Genomic DNA, 20655 nt, shown 5'->3' on the forward strand with positions numbered 1-20655 from the left:
AAATAAGCCACTATATTAAATTATCCTCGTACCGAAATATACTTATGCTTGTAGGGAGTATACTCCCCACATGGCTATCAAAAGGCGCAAGCGAGGAGGTCATGTTTACCTTGAGGAATACAAAACCACAAGGGAAGAGGGAAAAGTAGTCAGTAAGTTCGTGCGCTATATTGGACGAGAAGATGCCAAATCCGATACCTATAAACCTCGTAAGAAGGTCATAGATCGACTTGATTTGTCCAGATCATATCGAGCAGGTGACGTTCAATTGCTCTGGTCGATTGCCGAGGATCTTGGTTTTATCCAGATAATCGACGGAATCTGCTGCTCCGATTCAGGCTTAAACGGCGTCTCTCCAGGGAAATTGCTGACTGTTTGGGCAATAAACCGTGCGATCGACCCAGATAGTGCTACTATGCTTGAGCGATGGGTGCAAACTACAGATCTCCCGCATCTTGCAGGTCTTCCCGCAGATGTCTTCACAAAGGATGCATTCCTTTTTGCACTTGATTTCGTATGCAAGGAAGACAAGACCGCAGCTTCTATTACCGATTTGAGTTCGAGGATAGATGACGCTCTGTACCATAGATGGCGAAAAAGCCATCCACTCCCTGCCGATGAAAAAGAGACATTAGCTTACGACCTTACAACTTTGCTGTTTTTCGGAGTTAGTTGCCCTCTTGCTGAGCTTGGATATAATCCTGATAGAATTCGTCGGCGTCAAGCTAACCTCGCGATTCTTGTGTCAAAACGAGATCGATATCCTCTTTCGCATTTTGTGTACAACGGAAGCCGTCACAGCATATCCACAGTGAAAAACCTGCTGAATCGCTTATCTAAAATGGCCATTGAACCTGGAACTCTAATATGGGATCGCGGAAACGTATCAAAAAAACATGTGCAAATGGTAGATGAGTCTGGGTGGAAACTGATATGCGGCGTACCTAAAACATCGAAAGAAGCAAAAGAAATCATCGGCAAAACCAAAATCCCAATTAGCCCTGATTCGCTTGTCCGCAGCAGTCATGCGGGGCATATCTATGCGATAAAGACAGAAAATGAACTTTTCGGAAAAGAACGCTCTACAATCGTTTATGCCAATCGCGAAAGAAGCGTGAAGGATGCTGATGCAAGAAATGAAGCGCTTTCCGTAATCGGAGAAAGCCTCAACGAGCTAAGCCAGACTGGAAAAGACTGGTCCGAAAAACGACTCCATGATCGAATAAAAAACATAGTCGGACAGTGGTCTGGCTTTATTGATGCCAGCGTGCGCAGAAAAAAAGACGGGCCTAGGATTGAATGGAGTTATGATCGACAGAGACTCCGATCTGCGGAAAAATATGATGGAAAATGGCTCATATTATCTACTGATTACTCATTAAATGCAAATAATGCTGTGAACATGTATCTGGAAAAGGACTTCATAGAGAAAGTCTTTCGTGTTTTGAAAACACATGAAGAGGTCGAACCTGTTCGACACAGATTGGAGCATCGTGTGAAAGCTTACCTTTTCGTCTGCATGCTTGCATATCGATTGTTGGCTGTGCTTCAATGGAAGCTCAAAGAGGCTTCTGGCAAAGAAGGATCTTGGGAGAGCGCGGATATGTTTTTGCGGGATCTGGCCGTGGTGCAAAGAGTCGAGGTTCGATTTGGCAACGAGGTCAAAACATGGTATCTCAATATGACCGATTCTGTTTCTGCAAGATTAAAGGAGATCGGAATGAGTGCGTTATTCAAAGAGGAGACTCGACTCGTCGGCTAACGAGAGATGTAGGGAGGAAGTCATCGCTGATCAGGTCATTAGATCGTAACAAGTCGAGTCACCCGCCATAACATCTGAGTATCTTAGCTCTTCATTTTGATCGGGAATAGGGAGCGAGATCATTTGCCCATTTGGAAGGATTGGGCTGGGATACCCACCAAACTCGGAGTCAAATCCTTTTCTGCTCAAGATGACTTTCATTATTAAAGCGCTCCTCATCCTATCGTTTGTAGTTGTATCAAGTTGCCACAGGTATCGTCGAAGACGGCTATGGTCACATTCTCCATTACTTCTGACGGCTGCATTGTGAACTTCACCCCGAGATTCTTCAGTCGTTCATACTCTGCGTGGACATCAGAAACGCCGAAGTTTATCGCGGGAATGCTCTGCTCGAAAATTGCTTTCTGATAATTTTTTGCTGCTGGATTATCATTCCGTTCAAGTATAAGCTCGGTGCCGTTTTGATCCTCAGGCGAGACAACGGTAAGCCATCTGTAATCCCCCGCGCCAATGTCGCTTTTCTTCACAAAGCCCAGGATTTGTGTGTAAAACTTCAGGGCTTTATCCTGATCGTTAACGAATACTTTGGTGTATATGATTTTCATAATTAACCTTGCTATTATCTATGCTATTTAACTTACGATCTATGCTCCCCCATCCATTAGATTCACCGCGAGATGTTGTCTATTGTGGCCAAGCTCTGTTCTGCGCCTCTGAAAGCGTTCTTAAAGCGAACTTTAATTTTTTGCGATGTTTCTGGCCTGGAGTAGATGAAGGTATCATCAACCTCTTTCTCTGATATGATCACCTGAGAATCAACCACCATACCATCTTTACAGAGCTCCAGGTGCAATTTATTTCCATCTATGTCTATGGACTGGATCAAAAGCTCATATCCTTCTTCCAATCCTAAAGGCGTCCCGGAGTTCATTGTGCGGGATCTGGAGTCGGCAATCAATATTGGATTAGGATCGACCTCTGAAGTCTGCCACAGGCCATCTATTGTAGCCAGATTCTGATCTGCACCTCTGAATGAGTTCTTGAAGTGAACTCTAATTTCTTGCGATGTTCCTGGACTGGAGTAGATGAAGGTATCATCAACTTTGTTCGCGGGCATGATTATCTTGGAATCGATAACAATTCCATCTTTGTAGAGCTCCAGGTACACTCTATTTCCATCGATATCTATGGACTGGATCACCAGCTCATATACCTCTTCCAATGCCATAAGCGTCCCTGAAGCCACAGTATGGGATTGGGAGTCGGCGATCAGCATTTTAACTGGATTAGCCTCTGAAGTCTGCCACAGGCCATCTATTGTAGCCAGATTCTGATCTGCACCTCTGAATGAGTTCTTGAAGTGAACTCTAATTTCTTGCGATGTTCCTGGACTGGAGTAGTTGAAAGTATCATCCACTTCGTTCGCGGGCATGATTATCTTGATGCTCCAACAAACGTATTTGAGGGCTTCAAAAATACTGGATCTAAAGGAAGATACCTAGCGACACAGATTTAAGGAATATATAGATATGCTAGAGTATGATGCATATTAGGCTTAATGAGAATGAATTTAACGAATTGAGGTGTCCTTATTACTATTATTACTGGTAATGATGCATCCTGCCTAATTGAGGCCATGATCGACTCGAAGACTCAGACTCAGATGTGTGGTATGGAGCTGACAGTTCAGAAGATAGAGCGCTTCACATCTTCCGGGGCGGTGGCCTTTGAAAATAGTGAACGAAAGCTGCCGGATACGGCACCACTGGATTTCGACCAATCCGGCTGGATCGATCTATCCGCCGGAGCCTATCTGGTGACGTTCAATGAGATCGTAAATATTCCCGGAGATGTGGCTGCCCTGGCAAGGGCCCGCTCTACCCTCCTGCGTTGCGGGGCTAGCCTGGAGACTGCCCTTTGGGATCCGGGATACCGGGGGCGCAGCCAGAGCTTGCTCGTGGTCCATAATCCCTCTGGACTGCGGCTGAAGAAGAACGCCCGGCTGATGCAGCTGGTGTTCATGAGGCTGGAGAATGAGGCGGAGAAGCTGTATGAGGGGAGGTATCAGGGGGAGAACATTTGAGGTAGGTGATGACATCCCCAGGATCAGCTAAGAGGTCCACTCTCAAGTTCTTCATCTTGCTCTTCGCACTATCAGTACCATTCTGGCTGGCAGGTGGCATGGCTGAGCAAGAGCTTCCTCTTCCCTTCAGTCTGCCTGCAGGCGCACTCGTGCTCGTCTGTCCGATGGCTGCAGCACTGATCCTCGTCTACAGAGAGGAAGGATCCAACGGCATAAAGCAGCAGTTTTCAAGATGCTTTGATTATGGAAGAATCAAATCGAAGGTCTGGTATTTGCCCATCCTTTTTTTGATGCCCCTCCTCATGGCGCTGGAGTATACGGTGATGAAGCTGACCGGGATGCCAGTCCCTGATCCCCAGTTCACTTTTATTGCGCTGCCAGCATTCTTCATCCTCTTCTTCGTTGGCGGGGTGGGGGAGGAGATCGGCTGGACGGGATATGCTACCGACCCATTGCAGGCTCGCCGGACTGCATTGGAGGCCAGCATCATCCTGGGGATAATCTGGGCGATATGGCATGCAATCCCTTATATTCAGGGCCATAATGCACCACTCTGGATTTTGGGCCAGTGCGAAGCCGCAGTTATGCTGCGAGTTCTCATCGTCTGGATATACAACAACACAGGAAAAAGCCTGTTCGCAGCGATAGCATTTCATGCCAGCGTCAACCTCAGCGAATTGGTTTTATTCCCCATATATGGTTCTTATTACGATCCAATCATTGCCTTTTTCCTTCTGGCAGTCACGGCTGCCGCTGTGGTAATCCTATGGGGGCCCAAGACCCTGGCTGATTACAGATATGCCCGTTCAAAGGCTTGAGGAGATATTTTTGGGAGAATACATTGGGTGCTGATTTAGGCCTTCTAAAGTAAATCTCGCGCATTTCTGGATCTTGGTGATCATCCATTGTACTGTGGCAGGCTTCGTAGCTTAGCTTGTATTCATCTTTTTGCAGATTTGGCTCTAATGTATTCGTTTTTTTTTATGCCTTAGAGATATATTATCACCAGAATTTATTAATATCATCCAAACTATTTATCTCAATAAGTTCTTATGCTTAAAGCTCTAAAGGGCATTTATGAAGGTAAGATGTCCACAATGCAATGGAGATATTTTTGAGGTAGAGATTGATCGAGATACTATTGCACGGGGTTCAAAGAAGGCGGTTTCGAGGGATATGATAGTATATTGTCCTAAGAACCATCCAAATAAGATCCATCTGGAACTCGATGATTAGCCTGAGATAAAATATATGAGGCGGTTAAATGGATGATGGAGTATTAATAGGAGAGGTTCCCTCCATCGAAGAAGTTGAGTGGGTAACGCTAGGGAAGGAAATGCGTAAGGATACACTGAAGACGCTCAACGAAGATGCAAAAGGATTGGCAACACTGGGGTCGTCTCTATTGCTGGTATATACAGGGGCTTTGACATTGTTCAAGCTTCCTGAAAACGCCTCATATCTTGGATTGGGGATTATGGCAATCCCTATTGTCCTTTGGCTGGTTTGCATCTTTTTTGCCTCCAGCATAAATTTCAGCGAATTATCCCGCATATATGTCAATGATCCCAATGATGTTAAAAATTTTATAGAAAAAAGGATTAAGGAAAAATATGACAAGCTAATATGGAGCAGAAGGTTATTTATTATGAGCATTGCTGCTTCAGCGATTGTATTATTCCTTGGGGGAACATCATTTCAGGAAGAAGATCCAGCGCCACAGACAGTTCAATTTTTAGTTTCTGATAACTCATCTCCAGACTATAAGAATGCTTCTATCTCAGTTAATGAGTCGACAGGAAAGACAGATCCTGTTAAATTGATCGCAGTATCAGACGAAGCATATAAGGTAAGGTCTGCTCAAGGAACTGTTGTTGAGTTCAATAAAGATATGGCTAAAGCAATAATATATAACTAGTGTAATTATGTTACTGGATAATGGCAATCCCTATGAGAATGGCCGGCCCCAGAGTATAATCCTATCACCCGAGGACTTTTCATTTAACATATCTGATAGGAACCTCAATGCGATTGATCGCAGAGCAAAATGGACGGTTTTTATATATATGGCAGCCAACTGCGATTTGGCAGCTCACTTATTCGAGGATATTCTGGAGATGAAAGCGATTGGATCGGATGAAAATGTAAACATTTGCGTATTTTTCGTTGGTCCTCTAATCACTGATTCATTCTTTGCCAGATTGAATAAAGGGACGCCTCTTGGAGAGGATATCATCTTTCGGTTTTTGACGCTATCAGCAAGCGAACCGAAAATCCTGAAAGAGGTCATAAGCAATAACCTAATTTTATATCCTGCAGAAAATAATCTTGTTATACTGGCGGGTCATGGACTCGGATGGAAAGGCGCTTTGGAGGACTATGCCATAGGGAAGATGTATATTGAGCAAGGCAGATTCTCTCTCCCCCCAGGTGATGACGGTTCGCATTTAAAATACTGCTATGATCGCGCAATCAAGGCGATTAATGAAAAAAGATTGCAGAACAGGATGGCAAAGGATTCGATCAATGATGGAAACAAATCAAAGATTAACATAATCGCCTTTGATGCATGCCTTATGGGAAATATCGAGGCAATCAATCATTTCAAAGATTTATCAGAAATAATTGTCACTTCTGAGGATGTGTTCCCCGGATCGGGCTATCCTTATGATAAAATATTGCAGAAATTAAAAGCGGATCCCAATATAGATCCTAACGTAATGGCCATAAATATAATCAATCAAACAAAAGATTACTATAAAAATAAATTTGGTAATATAGTAATTACTCAAGCTGCCTTGGATTGCCATGAGCTCAAAGGCCTCAATCAAATGATATACAATTTGGCAAATAAAATGACAAAATACGGCACTATCTAGAAATCAAGTGAAATTTGTTTTTTACCAGCGATAGATTGTCTCATTTATGATATTATTGCTAATGTGGTTACACAAATCGGCCCATTTGGTTTGATTAAAGCAAATTTATCAGAATAATTTATAAAATAATTTTGTATTTTAAAAAAAATTACTAAGCTAACGCTATTGTTTTAGAATCTGGTTAGGCGATGCCGAATCTTTTAACCCGTATCTAGAAAAGGAATGAACATAAAGAATGCATTGAGTAGAGACTTTTGAGGCCTTCCAAAGACTCCTGCTCTCTTTAGCGCAGAGAGCTTTATCTGCTCTTTGATTCCTGGTTCCTCTAATTGTTTTTTTCTATGAGTCTTGAGACTTGTTGAATAGTAATTTTCTATGGGATTGTTTGTAGCCGGGGCATTATCGGTAAAGTAAAATGCTGTAAGGTTTGGCCAAAGCTCTTCGATTTTATCCAGCCTCTTTCTAACGGATATCATAAACGAGTCGGATTGCATCTTTAAAAATTTAAAATTATTTAAAGCTTCATGATAAGTTCTTTGCTCAAGGTTTTTGCTTTCTCTTCTACGTCTCAATTCCAGACGTCGAACAAAATCATAAAATAGGTGCTTGGCTTCTGCAATCCATGATTTGTATTCCTTGTTGCTTCTCTGTCTCATCATTTTCTCTTCTTCGATCAAGGTGGAAAGGAATTCAATCTCAAGTTCACGGTTAAAAAATATGTTAAGCATTTTGTATTTAAGCAATTCCTGTTCGATGCTTGTTTTTCGAGGAAAATCATTGACTATGAGCTTATTCAAGTGGAGCAAACAGAATTGATGGATTACCTTGTTGCCGAATACTCTTTTAAAAACATTGCTGTATCCTCTGTAAAGGTCTGTGACAATAAATATCTGCTTTTGAGTGTCGAGATTTCTTCGAAGGAAACCTTCGATAGTATCGGCATCTTTTGAATCGAAAAGCTCATCCGCGATTACTTGCCTTGTTACCGAATCAAGGAGTGTCAAACGATACTTTTGGTTTCGTCCTGCCTTGGGATGTTGCTCGTCATAATGCACGAACTGGATATTTTTGACCGAAGGGACATCTGTCTCCTCAATCGCGCACTGGACCATGTTCCGGATGGTATCTTTATCCCGAGGATACAGATAGCCCATTATCGATTCTATCACTTCATAAGATACGTGATTAAGCCTCAGACGTGTGCAGATTTCCGTGACAATCCCGAAGAAGTCTGTCTTTAGCTTGATCCAGAAGTCTCGATCTTCTTCGGTTGACTTCCCGCAAGCGCCACATAAATATTTCCCGACGTTTGCCCCTCCGAGATGTCTCTTCTGGCAGGTGTTAAAACCATTATGGCTCATTGGATGGCCACATTCGGGACATAATGGCGGCACTATTTTCCGAAAAATACCGCTCGCAGTAAATTCAAAGTCGTTTGAGTAATCCTGGAAGATATTTGAAAGCATTTCACGATACGGAAAATTTATCAAGCTTAATTGCATCTCAGTCATTGTAGGGTCACACAGGGTACATGATTATCATAATATTAATAACTTGTGATAGAATGTGCCCTGCCTACATCACTTATTTAGGAGATTGTGCCCAAAATACTTGGGAAACGATAAAGAGGCAGCAAATGTGATCAAATCGTGCATTGAGAATGCATTCAATTTTGGAGAGGGCTATAGAGACCTAAAGAATATTGCCGAATCTCTCCTAGATTGCCAAATACCATACAATCTAAGCGTAGCGGCAAGGTCTTTAAAGGATTTCTTCGAGCAATCCGGGCTGATTTTAGCATCCGATGTGCCCGGCGGTAAGGGCATGCCAGCTGGCATATCGATTTACTGTCCTGATCCTGCTGAATTTGATCCCCAATATCTTCGTGCTGTAAATTCATCGGATATGGGTTTTTGGCCTTGGTTCCTCGGAATGTATGCTTTGTGCACTCTAGGACAAGATGCAGTAAATAGTCCGCTCATAGGATTAATAGATGAAACCATGAAGGATTTGATGGGAAAAGGAGAGTACAGGCCGAATAATTAAACTATAATTTTATCTATCTTTATATTTAATGTGTCTTTGCTATGAAAAACATCTAATAAAGGATAACAAGGGGTTCATTTCACCCCCCTTGAGAATCTTTTTTAACAAAGTAGCCTGCACCAACTAACACCTCAATCATCTCGTCTAAGCTGGGATAATTTGACTCTTCCGAAAAGCTGACCTTAACATTCTTTGGCTTGGCTAAGCCATCATCTTTGTACATCTCTTGGTTGATGAGGAGATGATGTAGCACTACCAGCATTTTTCTGGCTAAAGCAACAGTAGCTATATTTTTCCCTCTTCTGGCCATAATTCGCAAGAAGAACCTCTTTAATTGCGTCTTGGCTTTAGTCCTTGATAATGCATGGGGGCACTCGATTATCATCCTTCTGAGGTACTTTGATCCCATTTTAGTGATCTTGCCGTTATACCTTTTTCCTGCAGATTCATAAACAGAAGGATCGAGTCCAGAGAACGCTGCTAACTTTTTCCCAGATGCAAAATTCCTGTAATCTCCTATCTCAGATAGAATCGCTGCCGCGGATACAAAACCAATTCCTGGAATAGACATCGCGATCTCAACATCCCTTTTTCTCGCCTTAAGAAGTCTGCTGATCTGTGCATCCAACTGCACGAGTTTCTTATCGACTTCATCTATCATTTGAATATGAGATTTTATGAGGAAAATGCTGATTGGTGAAAGGCCAGCTATAATGGCTTGCTTGATCATCTCTTTATTCTTCTTCACCTTCTTGGAGGGTATCGACTCGACTATGACATCCGCACTTCTGCCATCAACTAGTCCTTGAAGAACGTGTCTTCCAGACTTCCCGAAAACATCTGAGAGTTCTGATGCAAGCTTAATGGTGCATGCCTCCAATTCCTGAATGGTTCTGGCCTTAAGCTTAGACCTGAAATCAACATAGCCCTTTCTTGCCCTGGTTAGCGCCCTTAGTTCGCGATCTTCTTTAGGAAGAATCATTGAGGGGTTCGATCTGGTTATTTAGACACAGTTCCGCAAGCCATTCTGCATCTCGTTTATCCGTTTTAGCACCAGAATGACGACGAGTTTTGAATGCATTTCCTAGGATGAACTCAAATTCGTCGTCTAATACCTGGTAGACTAAATGCCAGTAATTGCCTGTAGACTCTACTGCTACCTTTTTGCAGTTATTATCCTTCAACCAGGATGCGAAACAAAGAACGCCTTCTACGGTCATATCGAACCGATTTAGGACTTTTGAGCCGTCCCTGGAGAGAATGCAGGCCATCAAAAATCTCTTGTGAATATCTGCACCACAAGCTTTATTCTCTTGTCTCTTCATTTATTCCCTCATCTGATATGGGCAGATTAAAGTTCCCTTAAAGGGTTCGCATTGCTATTCACGTTCAAGGACGCATTCGGGTGCTCGATAGTCTTGGCCGGTTTTATGACGGGCTGTAAGCCCCAAGGCACATCGGCCTTCACTGCCCATATCAGCCTCGTCTATGGAGTCTACCTGGTTTTTCATCTTTCGGGTGCGATTCCAAAGCCTGCCTTCAAAAAAAAAGAATCATGCTGTTTTGTGGTTTTGTGGACTTATTCAATATCTCTGATGTCCTGCTGAACTTCCTGCTGGTGGTTGGCTGGCAGAAATAATGCAGGGATATTCTTAAAAAGGAAAAGATCTAAAGTGTCTGCCAGAGGCGAAATAAGAGGTGACAGCATGCCCGTGAGCAAGAAACAGCTGGAGAAGCTGAACAAAGTGAAGAAGGCCAAGGCAGAGGAGCTTGCAAAGCAAGCAGCTGGAGGCAGCGAATCTGCCAAGAAGAAGCTCAAGAAGCTCCAGAAAAAGATCAAGTAGATCCATATTTTCTTTTTTTGGCAGCAGAGCACATCCCGAAGACCTTCAGGATGTAGATGAGCCCGATGTGGCAGAGATTTTTTAGGCTCTTTGCTGAATCCGAATTATGTGGGTGAGGCCCGGCAGAGATTAGCCTTCTGTTCTTCTTCAAGTTCCATTCCAGGCTATTCCTGTGGGCCATCGGAAGAAAAATGGGAGTCGGATGATAGATCCGATTATTCCTTTGCTTTCATGTCCATTTCCCAGATTCCAAAGGCATTATTCTCGGTGTCCAGACAGACCACGAAGTAGCCCATTCCAGGGACGGACATCTTGGGAACTATGATCTTGCCGCCCAGCTTCTCCGCTTTCGCCGCATACTCGTCAACCGACGGCACTCCTATGTAGTTTATGATCTGCTGTTCCGGATGCATCCTCTTCATCATGCCTCCACCAGGTGCGCCAAAGGTGTCTATCATTGTATAATCCATCCCAGGCATGCTCTCCATCCTCCATCCAAAAAGGTCGGAGTAAAAGGTCTTTGCTCGCTGAATGTCGTCAGCAGGTATCTCAAAATGTACAATACTTGTCATTTATCTTACCTCACCATTTTATAAAGCTCTTAATTCCATCATATTCGTAGATCTTCTTGTTGTGAACTCCTCCCACGGCCTAAAGGCCGGGGCTTCCCTGCTGCTTCTTCGTTTTTACGCCGTCATAGCCCTCTGGCATCGGGGCGCGTTTCGCGGGAATTTTCGGTTTCCGTTTCATTGGCCCAAACTTACATCAGATTCGCGATGCAGAGGTTCAGATCTCATTGGACAGATTCGGGGTGTTCCCTCCCTACTCTGTGGAATTGTCTGGCGAATCCAAAATCTCCCCGAGAGAGAAGTGATCGATCATCCAAGTAGCACTTGAAGCCTGCATGGAATCATGTCTTAGTTAAGTGGAGGGAATGACGGGATATATAGGTGATCTATGCGGGACGAATGTAATTGGGGCAAAGGACTCCGCTTTCATCCTGTTGCGACTTCGTCGCAACTCCCCCGGACTCGCAATCCGGGAGACCTCTCTAAAGGATGGGGACTTCCCGAGTTGGCCTATCGAGATGCATCGATTGCCGTTCTTGACTCAACTGGAATACCCCAGCTCTTTCGCTCTGGTATAGGCAACATCTGCCTCTTCGTCCCGACCCTGAGCCTTGAGGGCTTCGCCACGGTTGTACCAGGCGTCGGCAAGATCGGAATCGAGCTGGATCGCCCTGTCCAGTGCCTCCAAAGACTCATCATACCTTTCCAGTCGCCAGAGAAGTTCGCCCCGATTGCTCCAGGCAGCAGGATAGTCTGGCATCAGCCTTATGACCTCATCGACTGCAGTTATGGCCTCCTGGTAATCGCCCTGTTCATAAAGAATATCAGCTTTAAGGGACCAGGCAATAGTACTATCCGGCTCCAGCCTTATGGCCTCTTCAATCGCAGTGAGGGCCTCATCGTACTCTCCCTGAAAATAGAGAGCAGATCCCTTAAGGCTCCAGATCGAGCCATTCTCCGGCTCCAGACCTATGGCCTGGTCAAGAGCGACAATCGCCTCATCATATTCCCCCAGCTCATGGAGTGCGCCGCCTTTATAGCTCCAGGCACTAGCAAGCTCTGGGTCTATCCTTATGACTTCATCAAAGGCCTGTATAGCTTCCTCGTATCTTCTCTGATTGATGAGTGCTGTGCCCTTATTGCTCCATGCCACGGGATTCTCTGGATCCAGCCGGAGGGCTTCATCGTATGCCTCAATGGCCTCTTCGTAATCCCCCTGGCTAAAGAGCTCATTGCCTCTTTCCAGCCATTCCTCTGCATTCTCTTGACAGGTTGACGGCGCCGCTATCGCTATTATAAGAATGAATAAGGGATAAATCAGTTTCATGATGGTCTTATACGCGCTCGAAAGAGATATGATTATCGGACTTGAGAGGGTATTGTGCATTGTCAGGTTATGATTCGGGGCCACTTTCGAAAATCCAGTTATTGGGATTTCTGGTTGCGGAGCCCTTAATGATCGTAGTATCCCCTGCATTTATCTGATGGTGGGTGGCCTCGATCTGGCGCTGGGGTGAGATAGTTCCAATAACTATGGCGCCTAAGATTGCACATGTTCATGTTTTCAATATCAATATCAATCCCTCAATCCACCCCTTCATAGCTTGTCTAGCTGTCATCATGCTTTGGAATGCTCATCGGATCGTTCTCAGATTGAAAGGGCCTGCGGCAAAATCTTATTTATTTTCTTTCTCAGCTCCTCATTGGCTTCGCCCAATTTCCTTTCCACCATGATTCTCTTGACAATAGTGATCCAATGGACCTTAACCACAGAAGGATATATTAGACCCCCCTAATGCTCATAGGAGTGCCCAGCGAGATCACAATATCGCAAAGGCTTGGGTTGGCGGGAACTTTGCTTGATATGTATGCTACAGTGAGTTGCCTCACATCGATATCATGATACAAAACCAGCGAAGGCCGGAGCTTGTCATTAACCAGATCTGAATAGGAAAGAGGTGCTAAGACTATATCACCTTTTTTAAAATCCTCATTCATACGCTGGCTCATCTTCCAGTACATCGGTAAGCGAAAGAGCTGCTATCTCCATCAAGCCTTCTACAATCTCCTCATCGGTCTTCTCAACATCAGACTCGTAGGGAATGGGTCGCTTTCGGTCTTTGCGTTCCAGACTCTCAAGCATATGTATAGCTTTCGTCTCATGCTATTTAAGACTTGATCATCAATGCCAACGATAGTAGACATGTCGCCAAGCAAGGATTTCAGAGCAGCCTACAATTCGAACTATGACGTCTCGATCCTCTGCATGGAAATGGTGCTTCCTGCGATATCTCGTCGTGTTTTCCTTCCAGATCAGCTGCAACCCCCTGTCCAGAGGAAAATTTCTTATTCCCTGCCGTCTAGATAACATCGATGATAAAGAAGGTTTTTTGCTCTGGTATCAAGAGGTCGGGGGAGATTGTATCTCTCATCCTGATTCTCTTCCTGATATGCGGATCGGCTCTGGCGGCCACCATCACCGTCCAACCTGGGGAACGCATTCAGGAGGCCATCGATCAGGCCCGCACAGGCGACATCATCGAGGTTATGAGCGGCACCTACCAGGGAACCCTGGATATTAAAAAGGAGGTTGCCCTGATGGGCATCGACTCTGGAGAGGGCATGCCGGTAATAGACGCCGGATCTATCCTCGGATCGGTGTTCATGACCGCAAACAACAGCCAGATAAGCGGATTTAGAATAGTGAACCCGAATGGAGACGGGATTGACGTCACCTCCAGCCACAACACGATCAGCAATAACACCATAGAGGCATGTGGAGCTGCAATCTACCTCATGGTCTCAGATAAAAATAAGATCGTCAACAACAATGCCTCCGTCCGCTGCCAGGGGGTGATGGGCCTTCTCTCCAGCGACGGCATCATGCTGGCCCACTCGGACGAGAACATCATCGAGGGCAACACTGCATCCGGCGCATCCATGGGCATATACCTCTACTATTCCCACAACAACACCATCCTCAATAACGCCGCCCTGAGCAACGATCATGGAATCGCCATCAAGGGCTCAAGAGATAACATCATTCAGGAGAACCGGGCCATTGGCAGCAAAGAGGAGGGAATCGGCCTTCTCAATGGCTGCTCGGGAAATACAGTGACAAAGAACAATGTGACAGGCAACTCAATCGGGATCTACCTGCGCGAATCAAACCAAAACACAATCTATCTGAACGACTTTATAGATAACCTCCAGAATGCCCTGTCCTCTGATTCAGAGAACATCTGGCACTCTCCTGAACAGATCAGCTACTCATCTGCAGGCAAGAGCTACACCGGCCTATTGGGAAACTACTGGTCTGACTATAAGGGCAATGACTCGGATGGCAACGGCCTGGGCGATGCCAGCTACAGCTTTGAGTATGATGGCCAGGATGACCATCCACTGATGACTCCCAGTAGCGATCTGATCAAGCCCAAGATAACACATAAGGGCATGGTAATAGGTTAGCCTGAGCAATGGATGGAGATGGAGCGACGAATCTCTTTTTTTGCTGCCCAGGCCGTTTCTCCATCCTTTCTCCAAGCAGGCCAGAAAGGTGCCTACAATGGCAGCTCGTACTTGACCTCGGTTACCGTGCTCCCCCAGATCTCATGAGTCAGCCTCTCCCTTTGAACAAATCCCACCGATCGATAGAGATTTGCTGCTATGTAAAGGGCCTCCACCGTCCAGAGGAAGATCGATTCATACCCAGAGATGCGGCTGAAATCCAGGGCCTCTTCAACCAGCCACCTGCCGATTCCTCGCCCCCGGATCTCCGGCTCCAGGAGAAGCCAGCGAAGCTGGGCCTCCTTTTGCGAATGCCTCACTATGGCCATCGAGCCCGCAATCCGATCACCGTCTTTTAGAATCCAGATGCGCTCCTGCGGGGATTGGGATTGAGCGAACTCGGCCAGGGGCAAAGCAACATAAATATCAAAGGTATAGTCCCAGCCCTGCTCGGGAGCATAAAGAACGGCGTGCATGTAAGTTATATATCCAATATCCCCCGGCCAAATATCGTGGCATACAGAGATCGTTGAATGGGGAAAAGGTTTTTTCATTTTGCCCCTCCAGCTAAAGAACTAGCCTGTACTTAACCTCGTTCACAATGCTTCCCCACCTCTCATGCCGAACCCTCAATATCTGCTCGAATCCCACCGATCGATAGAGCTTCTCTGCTATGGGAAGGCTCTCTGCCGTCCAGAGCACAATGGATTCATACCTCATGTCCCGGCTGAAATCCAGGGCCTCTTCTACCAGCCACCTGCCAATTCCTCGCCCCCGGATCTCCGGCTCCAGGAGAAGCCAGCGAAGCTGAGCCTCCTCCTCTGTGCGCTTGACTATGGCCACCGAGCCCGCGATCCGATCACCCTCCTCCAGGATCCATATCTTCTCCCGGCTGGATTTGGACTGGGCAAACTCCGCCAAAGGCACAGCCACATAAACCTCAAACGTATGGTCCCAGCCCTGCTCGAGAGCATGGAAGATGCCGTGCATGTATATGATATATCCGATATCCCCTGGATGGAGGTCATGCCTCATGCCGAGGGATGGATCGGGAAAGGGCTTATTCATTGTATCGGGGGCTAATACTCAGCTTCGCATAAATAATGTCCGGGGGTCCCTCCCTCCGACTCATCCAGGCTGCTGATTCATTCCGGCCTCATATCGTCCGAGCCGTGTCGGCCCAGGGTGTGATCAACCTGGTCTACCAGGCGAGTGATCTTCATTCACCGCCCTCGACGGTCCAGATCCTCCCGTAGTTGCTGGGGATGCAGATCTCTAGCCACTCCCCTGCCCCTGCCCTGAAGCTGTCCTCCCCATGAATCTCCTCATAGTAATCGCCTCCCAGCGGGAAGGAGAAGTATGCCTTCTGATCGCTATCTGTGAAGTTAAGGGCCACCAGGCTGAAAGCGTCACCTGCCCGCCGGGAGAAGAGCAGCAGTCCTCGGGACTGGTATCTCTCAGGATCATCATAAAACCAGTGCTCCCCCCTCAGGAACTGCGCCTTCCGTCTCAGCTTCATCAGCCTTCTGGTCAGCCAGATGGTCCTCTTTCCAATGGGATCGTAGAAGTAGTCCCACCTCATCGGCCGGAACATCACCACCCTCCCCATGCCGCTCTCCGGGAGGAAGTAGTTCTCGCACAGCTCCTGGCCCTGCCAGATCAGGGGAATCCCCCTGGCAGTCATGATCGCTATCAGATAGGGCTGGACCTTGTACCAATACCTTCTGTCCCCCTCCTTCAGTAGATCGTTGTCATCCCTGCTGATGGTGCAGAAGTTGCAGACGAACCGGTAGTGGTCGTGGTTCTCAATATACTGCAGGGCGCTCTTCTGGATGGTGTCCTCATTGATCTTCTCCTTCGCTGGATAGCCGACAAGGCCCAGCCGATGGCCAAGATAGGTCAGACGGCCCGCTAATTCACTGGCTTCGGCTCGGGCCACGGCAATGGCAGCATCAAAGGTCTGGTTCTGCCAGGTGCTGCTGCTGTAGGTCTTCTCCAGCACCTCCACCGGCTCCTCCAGCTGCTCTGCACACTGGATAAGGTGGATCTCATCCCCCTCGAAGAACCTCTGCCAATGGTCCTGAGATCCTCTCATTCCAAAGACCAGCTTGTAGGTCTGATAGACCAGATTGGCATAACCCAGGCCCGTGGGTCCGTCCCAGTAGTTGGGAACGCAGTCGTACCTGAACCCATCCACGTGATAGGTGCTCAGCCAGTGGTGATTGACCGTATAGAAGAAGTCCCGGGTTAGGGCTCGATTGAAGTCGGTGCTCTCTCCGAAGAGGTCTTTGGCGAAGGACCCCAGAAACGGATTCTCCCCAAAGCCCATCTCTCGGTAGAGGTAGGAGTAGGGAAATAGGCTGTCCGTATGGCCGTAGACCATATCCAGGATCACAGCTATCCCTTTTTGATGGGCGGAGTCGATCAGCCTCTGCATATCTCTTCTTTTGCCAAACCTCTCGTCCACCCCGAAGTAGCCGATGGGCAGAAATCCCCAGTCTGTGGTGTTGGATATATTGGTGACCGGCATGATCTCTATGCAGTTGACTCCCAAGTCTTGCAGGTATTCCAGATGGCGGGTGGCAGTCCTCATGTCCCCGCCGAACTCATTGATCATCAGCTCATAGACTATGAGATCCTCTTGCCTGGGAGTCTTCCATAGCTCTTCTTCATCGCTCCAGATATGAGGCTCGTAGCCTAATGTAAAAGCGGAAAGCTTCCCGATGCCAAACTCCCTGGCATAGGGGTCTATGATCCAGTCGATGGGCTCATTATTCCTTCTCTCCAGAAAATAGCGGTATACATATCTTCCCGGCTTGCCCCAGGCAGATTTCTTATGGGGCTTCTCAGAGGCGTCTATCTCCACCTGGCCGTGCCAGTATTCTCCATAATTCGGATCAATAGAGCATTCCATCTCGAAGGTCTTTGCCGGAACATCTTGAAGGAACTGGTCATTCTCATGGATGAGCTTAACCCCGAGCCCAACTCCATCTGAATCCGATACCCAGGGCAAGAATACGCCAAAGTCTGCTCTGCCCTCTGGCGTGCATCTGGCCCCCAACTTTCCCAGTGGCAATAGATTCATGAGGCTCTGACACTTGCACTTGCCATTTATTCTAGATAAAGATTATGAATGATTAATGCAGTATCGAGGATCACAGATTTATCCTATAGATGATATAGAACGCTCCAGCCATGTACACAATCATCGCCTGCGGCATCTTCAAGGATGAGATCGAGAGATTGAGAGCCGATCTCGGATTTCCCTTTAAAGCTCGCTACCTGGGCCCTGGCCTGCATGTTGATTTCGACGAGCTTAAGGATGCCCTGGAAGAGGAGTTGAAGAGAGCTTCATCGGATGGCAGCCAGGGGATTATAGTGGCTTATGGACAGTGCCATCCCAAGATGGATGCGATCCTGAAACCCTACCATGCCGCCTTAATGGATTGTCAGAACTGTGTGGATGCCTTCATATCCCGCCAGGCCGTAGAGAAGAAGGCACGCGAGGGCCTCTTCTTCTACCTCTCCCCAGGCTGGCTGGATGCCTGGAAGGATATATTCAAGCGATTGGGCTGGGATCCGGAGATAGCACGCCTGCATATGGGCTCATTCAAGGGTTCGGTTTATATCGATACTATGAAAGATGCTCAGGAGAGGGAAGAGGAGCTCTTGGAGTTCTTCGATTTCACCAACCTTCCCTTCACCATCATGCCCATGGAGCTGGACCACTTCAAATCACTGATCATCAAAGCTATAAAGAGCTTGGAGGATTGAGCTTGGACGAGCTGGAAGAGATTAAGAAAAAGAAAATGGAGAAGATGATGAGCGAGATTAACAAACCCCATGAGCCAACCGTAGAGCTGCCAGGAAAGCCGATCATTGTCACAGATGCAACCGTTGATGCCGCTTCAAACCAGTACCCTCTTCTGATCCTGGACTGCTGGGCGGAGTGGTGCGGCCCCTGCCGCATGATCGGCCCGATCATCGAGGAGCTGGCTGCAGAGATGAAGGGACGGGTGGTCTTTGGCAAGTTGAATGTGGATGAGAATCCTCAGACTGCCAATAGGTTCAGGATCTCGGCGATACCCACCCTGATGGTCTTCAAGGATGGAAAGCTCATCGATAAGCTTGTGGGCGCCTATCCCAAGCCCTCGCTGGTGGCAAAGATTCAAAAGTACCTCTGAAGGTCTCTTTTGATTCGTCTTTTTTTTGCATGAATGCGATTGCCCAGATCCTTTGCCCCCCTAAGGTATGCTGCCGGAAAGCATTACTCGTGGATATCCGGAGACGTTGTAGACCTCTCTGGTGGAGAGATTATCCGGAGTTATATATGAGGGCTTGGTTCTCATGTACTGATTCTTGATGAAGAACGGGGTGTAGATATCTGAATTGAATTTGAATTTCGATACCGATCCCTGCCGCTGGCTGAGGTTGAGTTCGGATTTCGTCTCAAGGCCAATCTTGATGCCAGCCGTTCGGCGGCTGCTCTTCCATCCCAAAGCCTTTGGGGCCTTGATGCTCTCGCTTCCAGCGCGCAGGACTTTTACATCTTCGGCGGCATTCCTGGTCTCATTCGATGCGATGCTTCCTTGGGCGTTCAAGGTGATATTGGATGTCATATTTGGGGCCATATTCTCGTCGCCCTTCGGCACTTCCCCCGCATAAGCCAGGGATACGACCGCCGCCATGATGGTCAAGGCGCTCACCAGGCAGAAGACAGCATGTACCATGTCATACCCTCTAATTCATCAATTGGCCCTGTCTTCTCATTCTTCGGAAGAGGATTATGGCCAGCATTGCCACTCCAGCGAGACCGGCTGGAAGGCCTGAGCTCTTTGTCTCATCCGCATTGCTTCTCACTACTATCGGCTTGGCCTCGATGATGTTCTCCTGCAGGTCTACTATGCTGCCATCCTGCCCGATCAGGGCGGTTTGTAGCTGATAGACCCCCGGCTCGAGGGTAGAATTCCAGGTGATCTCCACCGTCTCATCATCCCCGGAGAGAAGAACGGGGGTCTTCTTCTCGGTGATATTGAGCACCTCTCCCCCACCAGAGAGGGTGAACCTGAGGAGCCCCTCAAAAGGAACCCGGGAGTCGCCCATGACGGTGGCGCTTGCCCCTGTCTCATCCTGATAGGTCTCAGTTATCTGGGCATCCTCAATCGCCACAAATGGGTTCATAAAGGCCCTGGTCTGATTGTGGTTCAGCTCCACAATCTTGACCCGGCCCTCATATGTCTGGCCGTTCTCCAGTATGGGCTTCCATTTGTAGTCCTTTTCAACGGCCATGGACATGAGCCCAGAGATGGGCACTGCCCTCTCCCGGGTTACATATAGCGCTCGATCTCCCTGAACCAGCATGTAATAGATGTCCACAATGGTCGGATCGCTGGCGCTTATCGCCAGGTGAAGGCCCCGGGAATCGGAACGAAAATCGCGCACATCAAACCTTACCGGCTCAACTCCGCCATAATAGAACCGGTAGCATCTCCGGGACTGCACCGCACCATCCTTTATCTCGCCCGCATCATCGCTTCTGTTGTCCTTCGTCCCATCATCTCGCAGAGTTGCGCAGACCGAATAGCTTCCCTTATCGACTTTGAGATTTGGCCAGCGCACTACATAGGTGCCGGGGCCATCGATATCCAGTTTTCTGCTATTCAGAACCTTGTTGTCCTGGGTCAGATCCATCTGAAGAATCCCTTCTCCTCCTCCCACCAGTGTGATATCGGCGGAGTCGATATTGGAGTAGAGGCTAAAGATCTCTATGGACTGAGCGGTTGCGGCCAGGGCCATCAGTAGGGCTAATGCCGCAAGATGGCGGATAGAACAGATAGAGCATATTTTCATGGGACGAAACCTGCCTGGCAACCTGTCATTTCTGAATGGGTTTAAAACTAACGTATCGAAGTGAGGGAATGAGGCCGGCGCGGCAGAAGGCAGAAAGCTCAAGAGAGCTCTGCCA

The 20655-nt window shown here is 47.2% G+C and carries 25 protein-coding genes; 10 read left to right on the forward strand and 15 right to left on the reverse strand.

Features of this window, described 5'->3' with window-relative positions; genetic code table 11:
• Positions 1 to 70: 70 nt before the first annotated feature.
• A complete protein-coding gene (locus MCON_RS01090) occupies positions 71 to 1762 on the forward strand; it encodes an IS1634 family transposase (RefSeq protein WP_013718213.1) in 1692 nt (563 codons plus the stop codon).
• A gap of 30 nt (positions 1763 to 1792) precedes the next feature.
• Here the strand turns inward: MCON_RS01090 and MCON_RS17025 are convergent, their stop codons facing one another.
• The 3 genes from MCON_RS17025 to MCON_RS01105 form a co-directional block, all read right to left on the reverse strand.
• Positions 1793 to 1981 carry an Nmad3 family putative nucleotide modification protein gene (locus tag MCON_RS17025; RefSeq protein ID WP_048131636.1) on the reverse strand — a complete coding sequence of 63 codons (189 nt, stop codon included), beginning with the start codon at positions 1979 to 1981 and terminating at the stop codon, positions 1793 to 1795.
• A complete protein-coding gene (locus MCON_RS01100) occupies positions 1978 to 2367 on the reverse strand; it encodes a VOC family protein (RefSeq protein ID WP_013718214.1) in 390 nt (129 codons plus the stop codon). Before MCON_RS01100 ends, MCON_RS17025 begins: the two co-directional genes overlap by 4 nt.
• Before the next feature lie 62 nt (positions 2368 to 2429).
• Complete coding sequence (locus MCON_RS01105) at positions 2430 to 3194, reverse strand: S-layer protein domain-containing protein (RefSeq protein WP_013718215.1); 765 nt, start codon at positions 3192 to 3194, stop codon at positions 2430 to 2432.
• 159 nt (positions 3195 to 3353) lie between these two features.
• Here MCON_RS01105 and MCON_RS01110 point away from each other — a divergent pair, with 159 nt between their 5' ends.
• The 4 genes from MCON_RS01110 to MCON_RS01125 all read left to right on the forward strand — a co-directional run bounded on the left by MCON_RS01110 (position 3354) and on the right by MCON_RS01125 (position 6724).
• Positions 3354 to 3845: a deoxyuridine 5'-triphosphate nucleotidohydrolase gene (locus MCON_RS01110; protein ID WP_048131638.1), complete on the forward strand. Its 492-nt coding sequence runs from the start codon at positions 3354 to 3356 to the stop codon at positions 3843 to 3845.
• 8 nt (positions 3846 to 3853) lie between these two features.
• On the forward strand, positions 3854 to 4663 hold the full coding sequence (locus MCON_RS01115) for a CPBP family intramembrane glutamic endopeptidase (RefSeq protein WP_013718217.1): 810 nt from the start codon (positions 3854 to 3856) through the stop codon (positions 4661 to 4663).
• 446 nt (positions 4664 to 5109) lie between these two features.
• A complete protein-coding gene (locus MCON_RS01120) occupies positions 5110 to 5763 on the forward strand; it encodes a hypothetical protein (protein ID WP_013718218.1) in 654 nt (217 codons plus the stop codon).
• Positions 5764 to 5770: 7 nt separating this feature from the next.
• Positions 5771 to 6724, forward strand: coding sequence for a clostripain-related cysteine peptidase (locus tag MCON_RS01125; RefSeq protein ID WP_013718219.1), 954 nt, complete (start codon positions 5771 to 5773; stop codon positions 6722 to 6724).
• Positions 6725 to 6924: 200 nt separating this feature from the next.
• On the opposite strand, the gene MCON_RS01130 is transcribed toward MCON_RS01125, so the two are convergent.
• On the reverse strand, positions 6925 to 8235 hold the full coding sequence (locus MCON_RS01130) for a transposase (protein ID WP_013718220.1): 1311 nt from the start codon (positions 8233 to 8235) through the stop codon (positions 6925 to 6927).
• 100 nt (positions 8236 to 8335) lie between these two features.
• On the opposite strand from MCON_RS01130, the gene MCON_RS01135 reads away from it, so the two are divergent.
• Complete coding sequence (locus tag MCON_RS01135) at positions 8336 to 8770, forward strand: hypothetical protein (protein ID WP_013718221.1); 435 nt, start codon at positions 8336 to 8338, stop codon at positions 8768 to 8770.
• 79 nt (positions 8771 to 8849) lie between these two features.
• Here the strand turns inward: MCON_RS01135 and MCON_RS01140 are convergent, their stop codons facing one another.
• Both MCON_RS01140 and MCON_RS01145 read right to left on the reverse strand, forming a co-directional pair.
• Positions 8850 to 9752 carry an IS110 family RNA-guided transposase gene (locus tag MCON_RS01140; protein ID WP_048131640.1) on the reverse strand — a complete coding sequence of 301 codons (903 nt, stop codon included), beginning with the start codon at positions 9750 to 9752 and terminating at the stop codon, positions 8850 to 8852.
• Positions 9739 to 10095, reverse strand: a complete 357-nt coding sequence (locus tag MCON_RS01145; protein ID WP_048131641.1) for an IS110 family transposase — start codon at positions 10093 to 10095, stop codon at positions 9739 to 9741. The genes MCON_RS01140 and MCON_RS01145 overlap by 14 nt, the downstream gene beginning before the upstream one ends.
• A gap of 381 nt (positions 10096 to 10476) precedes the next feature.
• On the opposite strand from MCON_RS01145, the gene MCON_RS16475 reads away from it, so the two are divergent.
• Entirely contained in the window at positions 10477 to 10614 is a 138-nt protein-coding gene (locus MCON_RS16475) for a hypothetical protein (RefSeq protein WP_193373738.1), read from the forward strand.
• 215 nt (positions 10615 to 10829) lie between these two features.
• Here the strand turns inward: MCON_RS16475 and MCON_RS01155 are convergent, their stop codons facing one another.
• From MCON_RS01155 to MCON_RS15915, 4 genes are all read right to left on the reverse strand, one after another.
• Positions 10830 to 11186, reverse strand: coding sequence for a VOC family protein (locus MCON_RS01155; protein ID WP_013718222.1), 357 nt, complete (start codon positions 11184 to 11186; stop codon positions 10830 to 10832).
• 538 nt (positions 11187 to 11724) lie between these two features.
• On the reverse strand, positions 11725 to 12510 hold the full coding sequence (locus MCON_RS01160) for a tetratricopeptide repeat protein (protein ID WP_013718223.1): 786 nt from the start codon (positions 12508 to 12510) through the stop codon (positions 11725 to 11727).
• 455 nt (positions 12511 to 12965) lie between these two features.
• A complete protein-coding gene (locus tag MCON_RS16385; protein ID WP_162144981.1) occupies positions 12966 to 13205 on the reverse strand; it encodes a hypothetical protein in 240 nt (79 codons plus the stop codon).
• The gene (locus MCON_RS15915) at positions 13174 to 13326 is read right to left on the reverse strand and encodes a hypothetical protein (protein ID WP_157863610.1); all 153 of its coding nucleotides are present in this window, start codon (positions 13324 to 13326) and stop codon (positions 13174 to 13176) included. The genes MCON_RS16385 and MCON_RS15915 overlap by 32 nt, the downstream gene beginning before the upstream one ends.
• A 230-nt stretch (positions 13327 to 13556) precedes the next feature.
• On the opposite strand from MCON_RS15915, the gene MCON_RS01170 reads away from it, so the two are divergent.
• On the forward strand, positions 13557 to 14651 hold the full coding sequence (locus MCON_RS01170; RefSeq protein WP_013718225.1) for a right-handed parallel beta-helix repeat-containing protein: 1095 nt from the start codon (positions 13557 to 13559) through the stop codon (positions 14649 to 14651).
• A gap of 92 nt (positions 14652 to 14743) precedes the next feature.
• On the opposite strand, the gene MCON_RS01175 is transcribed toward MCON_RS01170, so the two are convergent.
• The 3 genes from MCON_RS01175 to MCON_RS01185 form a co-directional block, all read right to left on the reverse strand.
• Positions 14744 to 15244, reverse strand: a complete 501-nt coding sequence (locus MCON_RS01175; protein WP_013718226.1) for a GNAT family N-acetyltransferase — start codon at positions 15242 to 15244, stop codon at positions 14744 to 14746.
• A gap of 13 nt (positions 15245 to 15257) precedes the next feature.
• Complete coding sequence (locus MCON_RS01180; protein WP_013718227.1) at positions 15258 to 15758, reverse strand: GNAT family N-acetyltransferase; 501 nt, start codon at positions 15756 to 15758, stop codon at positions 15258 to 15260.
• A gap of 151 nt (positions 15759 to 15909) precedes the next feature.
• Positions 15910 to 17775, reverse strand: a complete 1866-nt coding sequence (locus MCON_RS01185; RefSeq protein WP_013718228.1) for an alpha-amylase family glycosyl hydrolase — start codon at positions 17773 to 17775, stop codon at positions 15910 to 15912.
• A gap of 110 nt (positions 17776 to 17885) precedes the next feature.
• Between MCON_RS01185 and MCON_RS01190 the strand changes: the two genes are divergently transcribed.
• A complete protein-coding gene (locus tag MCON_RS01190; protein ID WP_013718229.1) occupies positions 17886 to 18464 on the forward strand; it encodes a DUF1638 domain-containing protein in 579 nt (192 codons plus the stop codon).
• Between the two features lie 2 nt (positions 18465 to 18466).
• Positions 18467 to 18874: a thioredoxin gene (trxA, locus tag MCON_RS01195; protein ID WP_013718230.1), complete on the forward strand. Its 408-nt coding sequence runs from the start codon at positions 18467 to 18469 to the stop codon at positions 18872 to 18874.
• 60 nt (positions 18875 to 18934) lie between these two features.
• Here trxA and MCON_RS01200 read toward each other — a convergent pair whose 3' ends face one another.
• Positions 18935 to 19420, reverse strand: coding sequence for a hypothetical protein (locus MCON_RS01200; protein ID WP_013718231.1), 486 nt, complete (start codon positions 19418 to 19420; stop codon positions 18935 to 18937).
• A 10-nt stretch (positions 19421 to 19430) separates the two neighbouring features.
• Positions 19431 to 20540 carry a hypothetical protein gene (locus MCON_RS01205; RefSeq protein ID WP_013718232.1) on the reverse strand — a complete coding sequence of 370 codons (1110 nt, stop codon included), beginning with the start codon at positions 20538 to 20540 and terminating at the stop codon, positions 19431 to 19433.
• Positions 20541 to 20655: the final 115 nt, after the last annotated feature.

Source organism: Methanothrix soehngenii GP6, from assembly GCF_000204415.1.
GTDB classification, from domain to species: Archaea; Halobacteriota; Methanosarcinia; order Methanotrichales; family Methanotrichaceae; genus Methanothrix; species Methanothrix soehngenii.

Coding starts and splice junctions, on each gene's coding strand:
- MCON_RS01185 (WP_013718228.1), bottom strand. CDS start 17,775: ATGAATCTATTGCCACTGGGAAAGTTGGGGGCCAGATGCACGCCAGAG.
- MCON_RS01190 (WP_013718229.1), top strand. CDS start 17,886: ATGTACACAATCATCGCCTGCGGCATCTTCAAGGATGAGATCGAGAGA.
- MCON_RS01200 (WP_013718231.1), bottom strand. CDS start 19,420: ATGGTACATGCTGTCTTCTGCCTGGTGAGCGCCTTGACCATCATGGCG.
- MCON_RS01170 (WP_013718225.1), top strand. CDS start 13,557: ATGATAAAGAAGGTTTTTTGCTCTGGTATCAAGAGGTCGGGGGAGATT.
- MCON_RS16385 (WP_162144981.1), bottom strand. CDS start 13,205: ATGTACTGGAAGATGAGCCAGCGTATGAATGAGGATTTTAAAAAAGGT.
- MCON_RS01180 (WP_013718227.1), bottom strand. CDS start 15,758: ATGAATAAGCCCTTTCCCGATCCATCCCTCGGCATGAGGCATGACCTC.
- MCON_RS01140 (WP_048131640.1), bottom strand. CDS start 9,752: ATGATTCTTCCTAAAGAAGATCGCGAACTAAGGGCGCTAACCAGGGCA.
- MCON_RS01125 (WP_013718219.1), top strand. CDS start 5,771: ATGTTACTGGATAATGGCAATCCCTATGAGAATGGCCGGCCCCAGAGT.
- MCON_RS01130 (WP_013718220.1), bottom strand. CDS start 8,235: ATGACTGAGATGCAATTAAGCTTGATAAATTTTCCGTATCGTGAAATG.
- MCON_RS16475 (WP_193373738.1), top strand. CDS start 10,477: ATGCCCGTGAGCAAGAAACAGCTGGAGAAGCTGAACAAAGTGAAGAAG.
- MCON_RS01100 (WP_013718214.1), bottom strand. CDS start 2,367: ATGAAAATCATATACACCAAAGTATTCGTTAACGATCAGGATAAAGCC.
- MCON_RS15915 (WP_157863610.1), bottom strand. CDS start 13,326: ATGCTTGAGAGTCTGGAACGCAAAGACCGAAAGCGACCCATTCCCTAC.
- MCON_RS01090 (WP_013718213.1), top strand. CDS start 71: ATGGCTATCAAAAGGCGCAAGCGAGGAGGTCATGTTTACCTTGAGGAA.
- MCON_RS01120 (WP_013718218.1), top strand. CDS start 5,110: ATGGATGATGGAGTATTAATAGGAGAGGTTCCCTCCATCGAAGAAGTT.
- MCON_RS01145 (WP_048131641.1), bottom strand. CDS start 10,095: ATGAAGAGACAAGAGAATAAAGCTTGTGGTGCAGATATTCACAAGAGA.
- MCON_RS01205 (WP_013718232.1), bottom strand. CDS start 20,540: ATGAAAATATGCTCTATCTGTTCTATCCGCCATCTTGCGGCATTAGCC.
- MCON_RS17025 (WP_048131636.1), bottom strand. CDS start 1,981: ATGAGGAGCGCTTTAATAATGAAAGTCATCTTGAGCAGAAAAGGATTT.
- MCON_RS01175 (WP_013718226.1), bottom strand. CDS start 15,244: ATGAAAAAACCTTTTCCCCATTCAACGATCTCTGTATGCCACGATATT.
- MCON_RS01155 (WP_013718222.1), bottom strand. CDS start 11,186: ATGACAAGTATTGTACATTTTGAGATACCTGCTGACGACATTCAGCGA.
- MCON_RS01160 (WP_013718223.1), bottom strand. CDS start 12,510: ATGAAACTGATTTATCCCTTATTCATTCTTATAATAGCGATAGCGGCG.
- MCON_RS01105 (WP_013718215.1), bottom strand. CDS start 3,194: ATGCCCGCGAACGAAGTGGATGATACTTTCAACTACTCCAGTCCAGGA.
- MCON_RS01115 (WP_013718217.1), top strand. CDS start 3,854: ATGACATCCCCAGGATCAGCTAAGAGGTCCACTCTCAAGTTCTTCATC.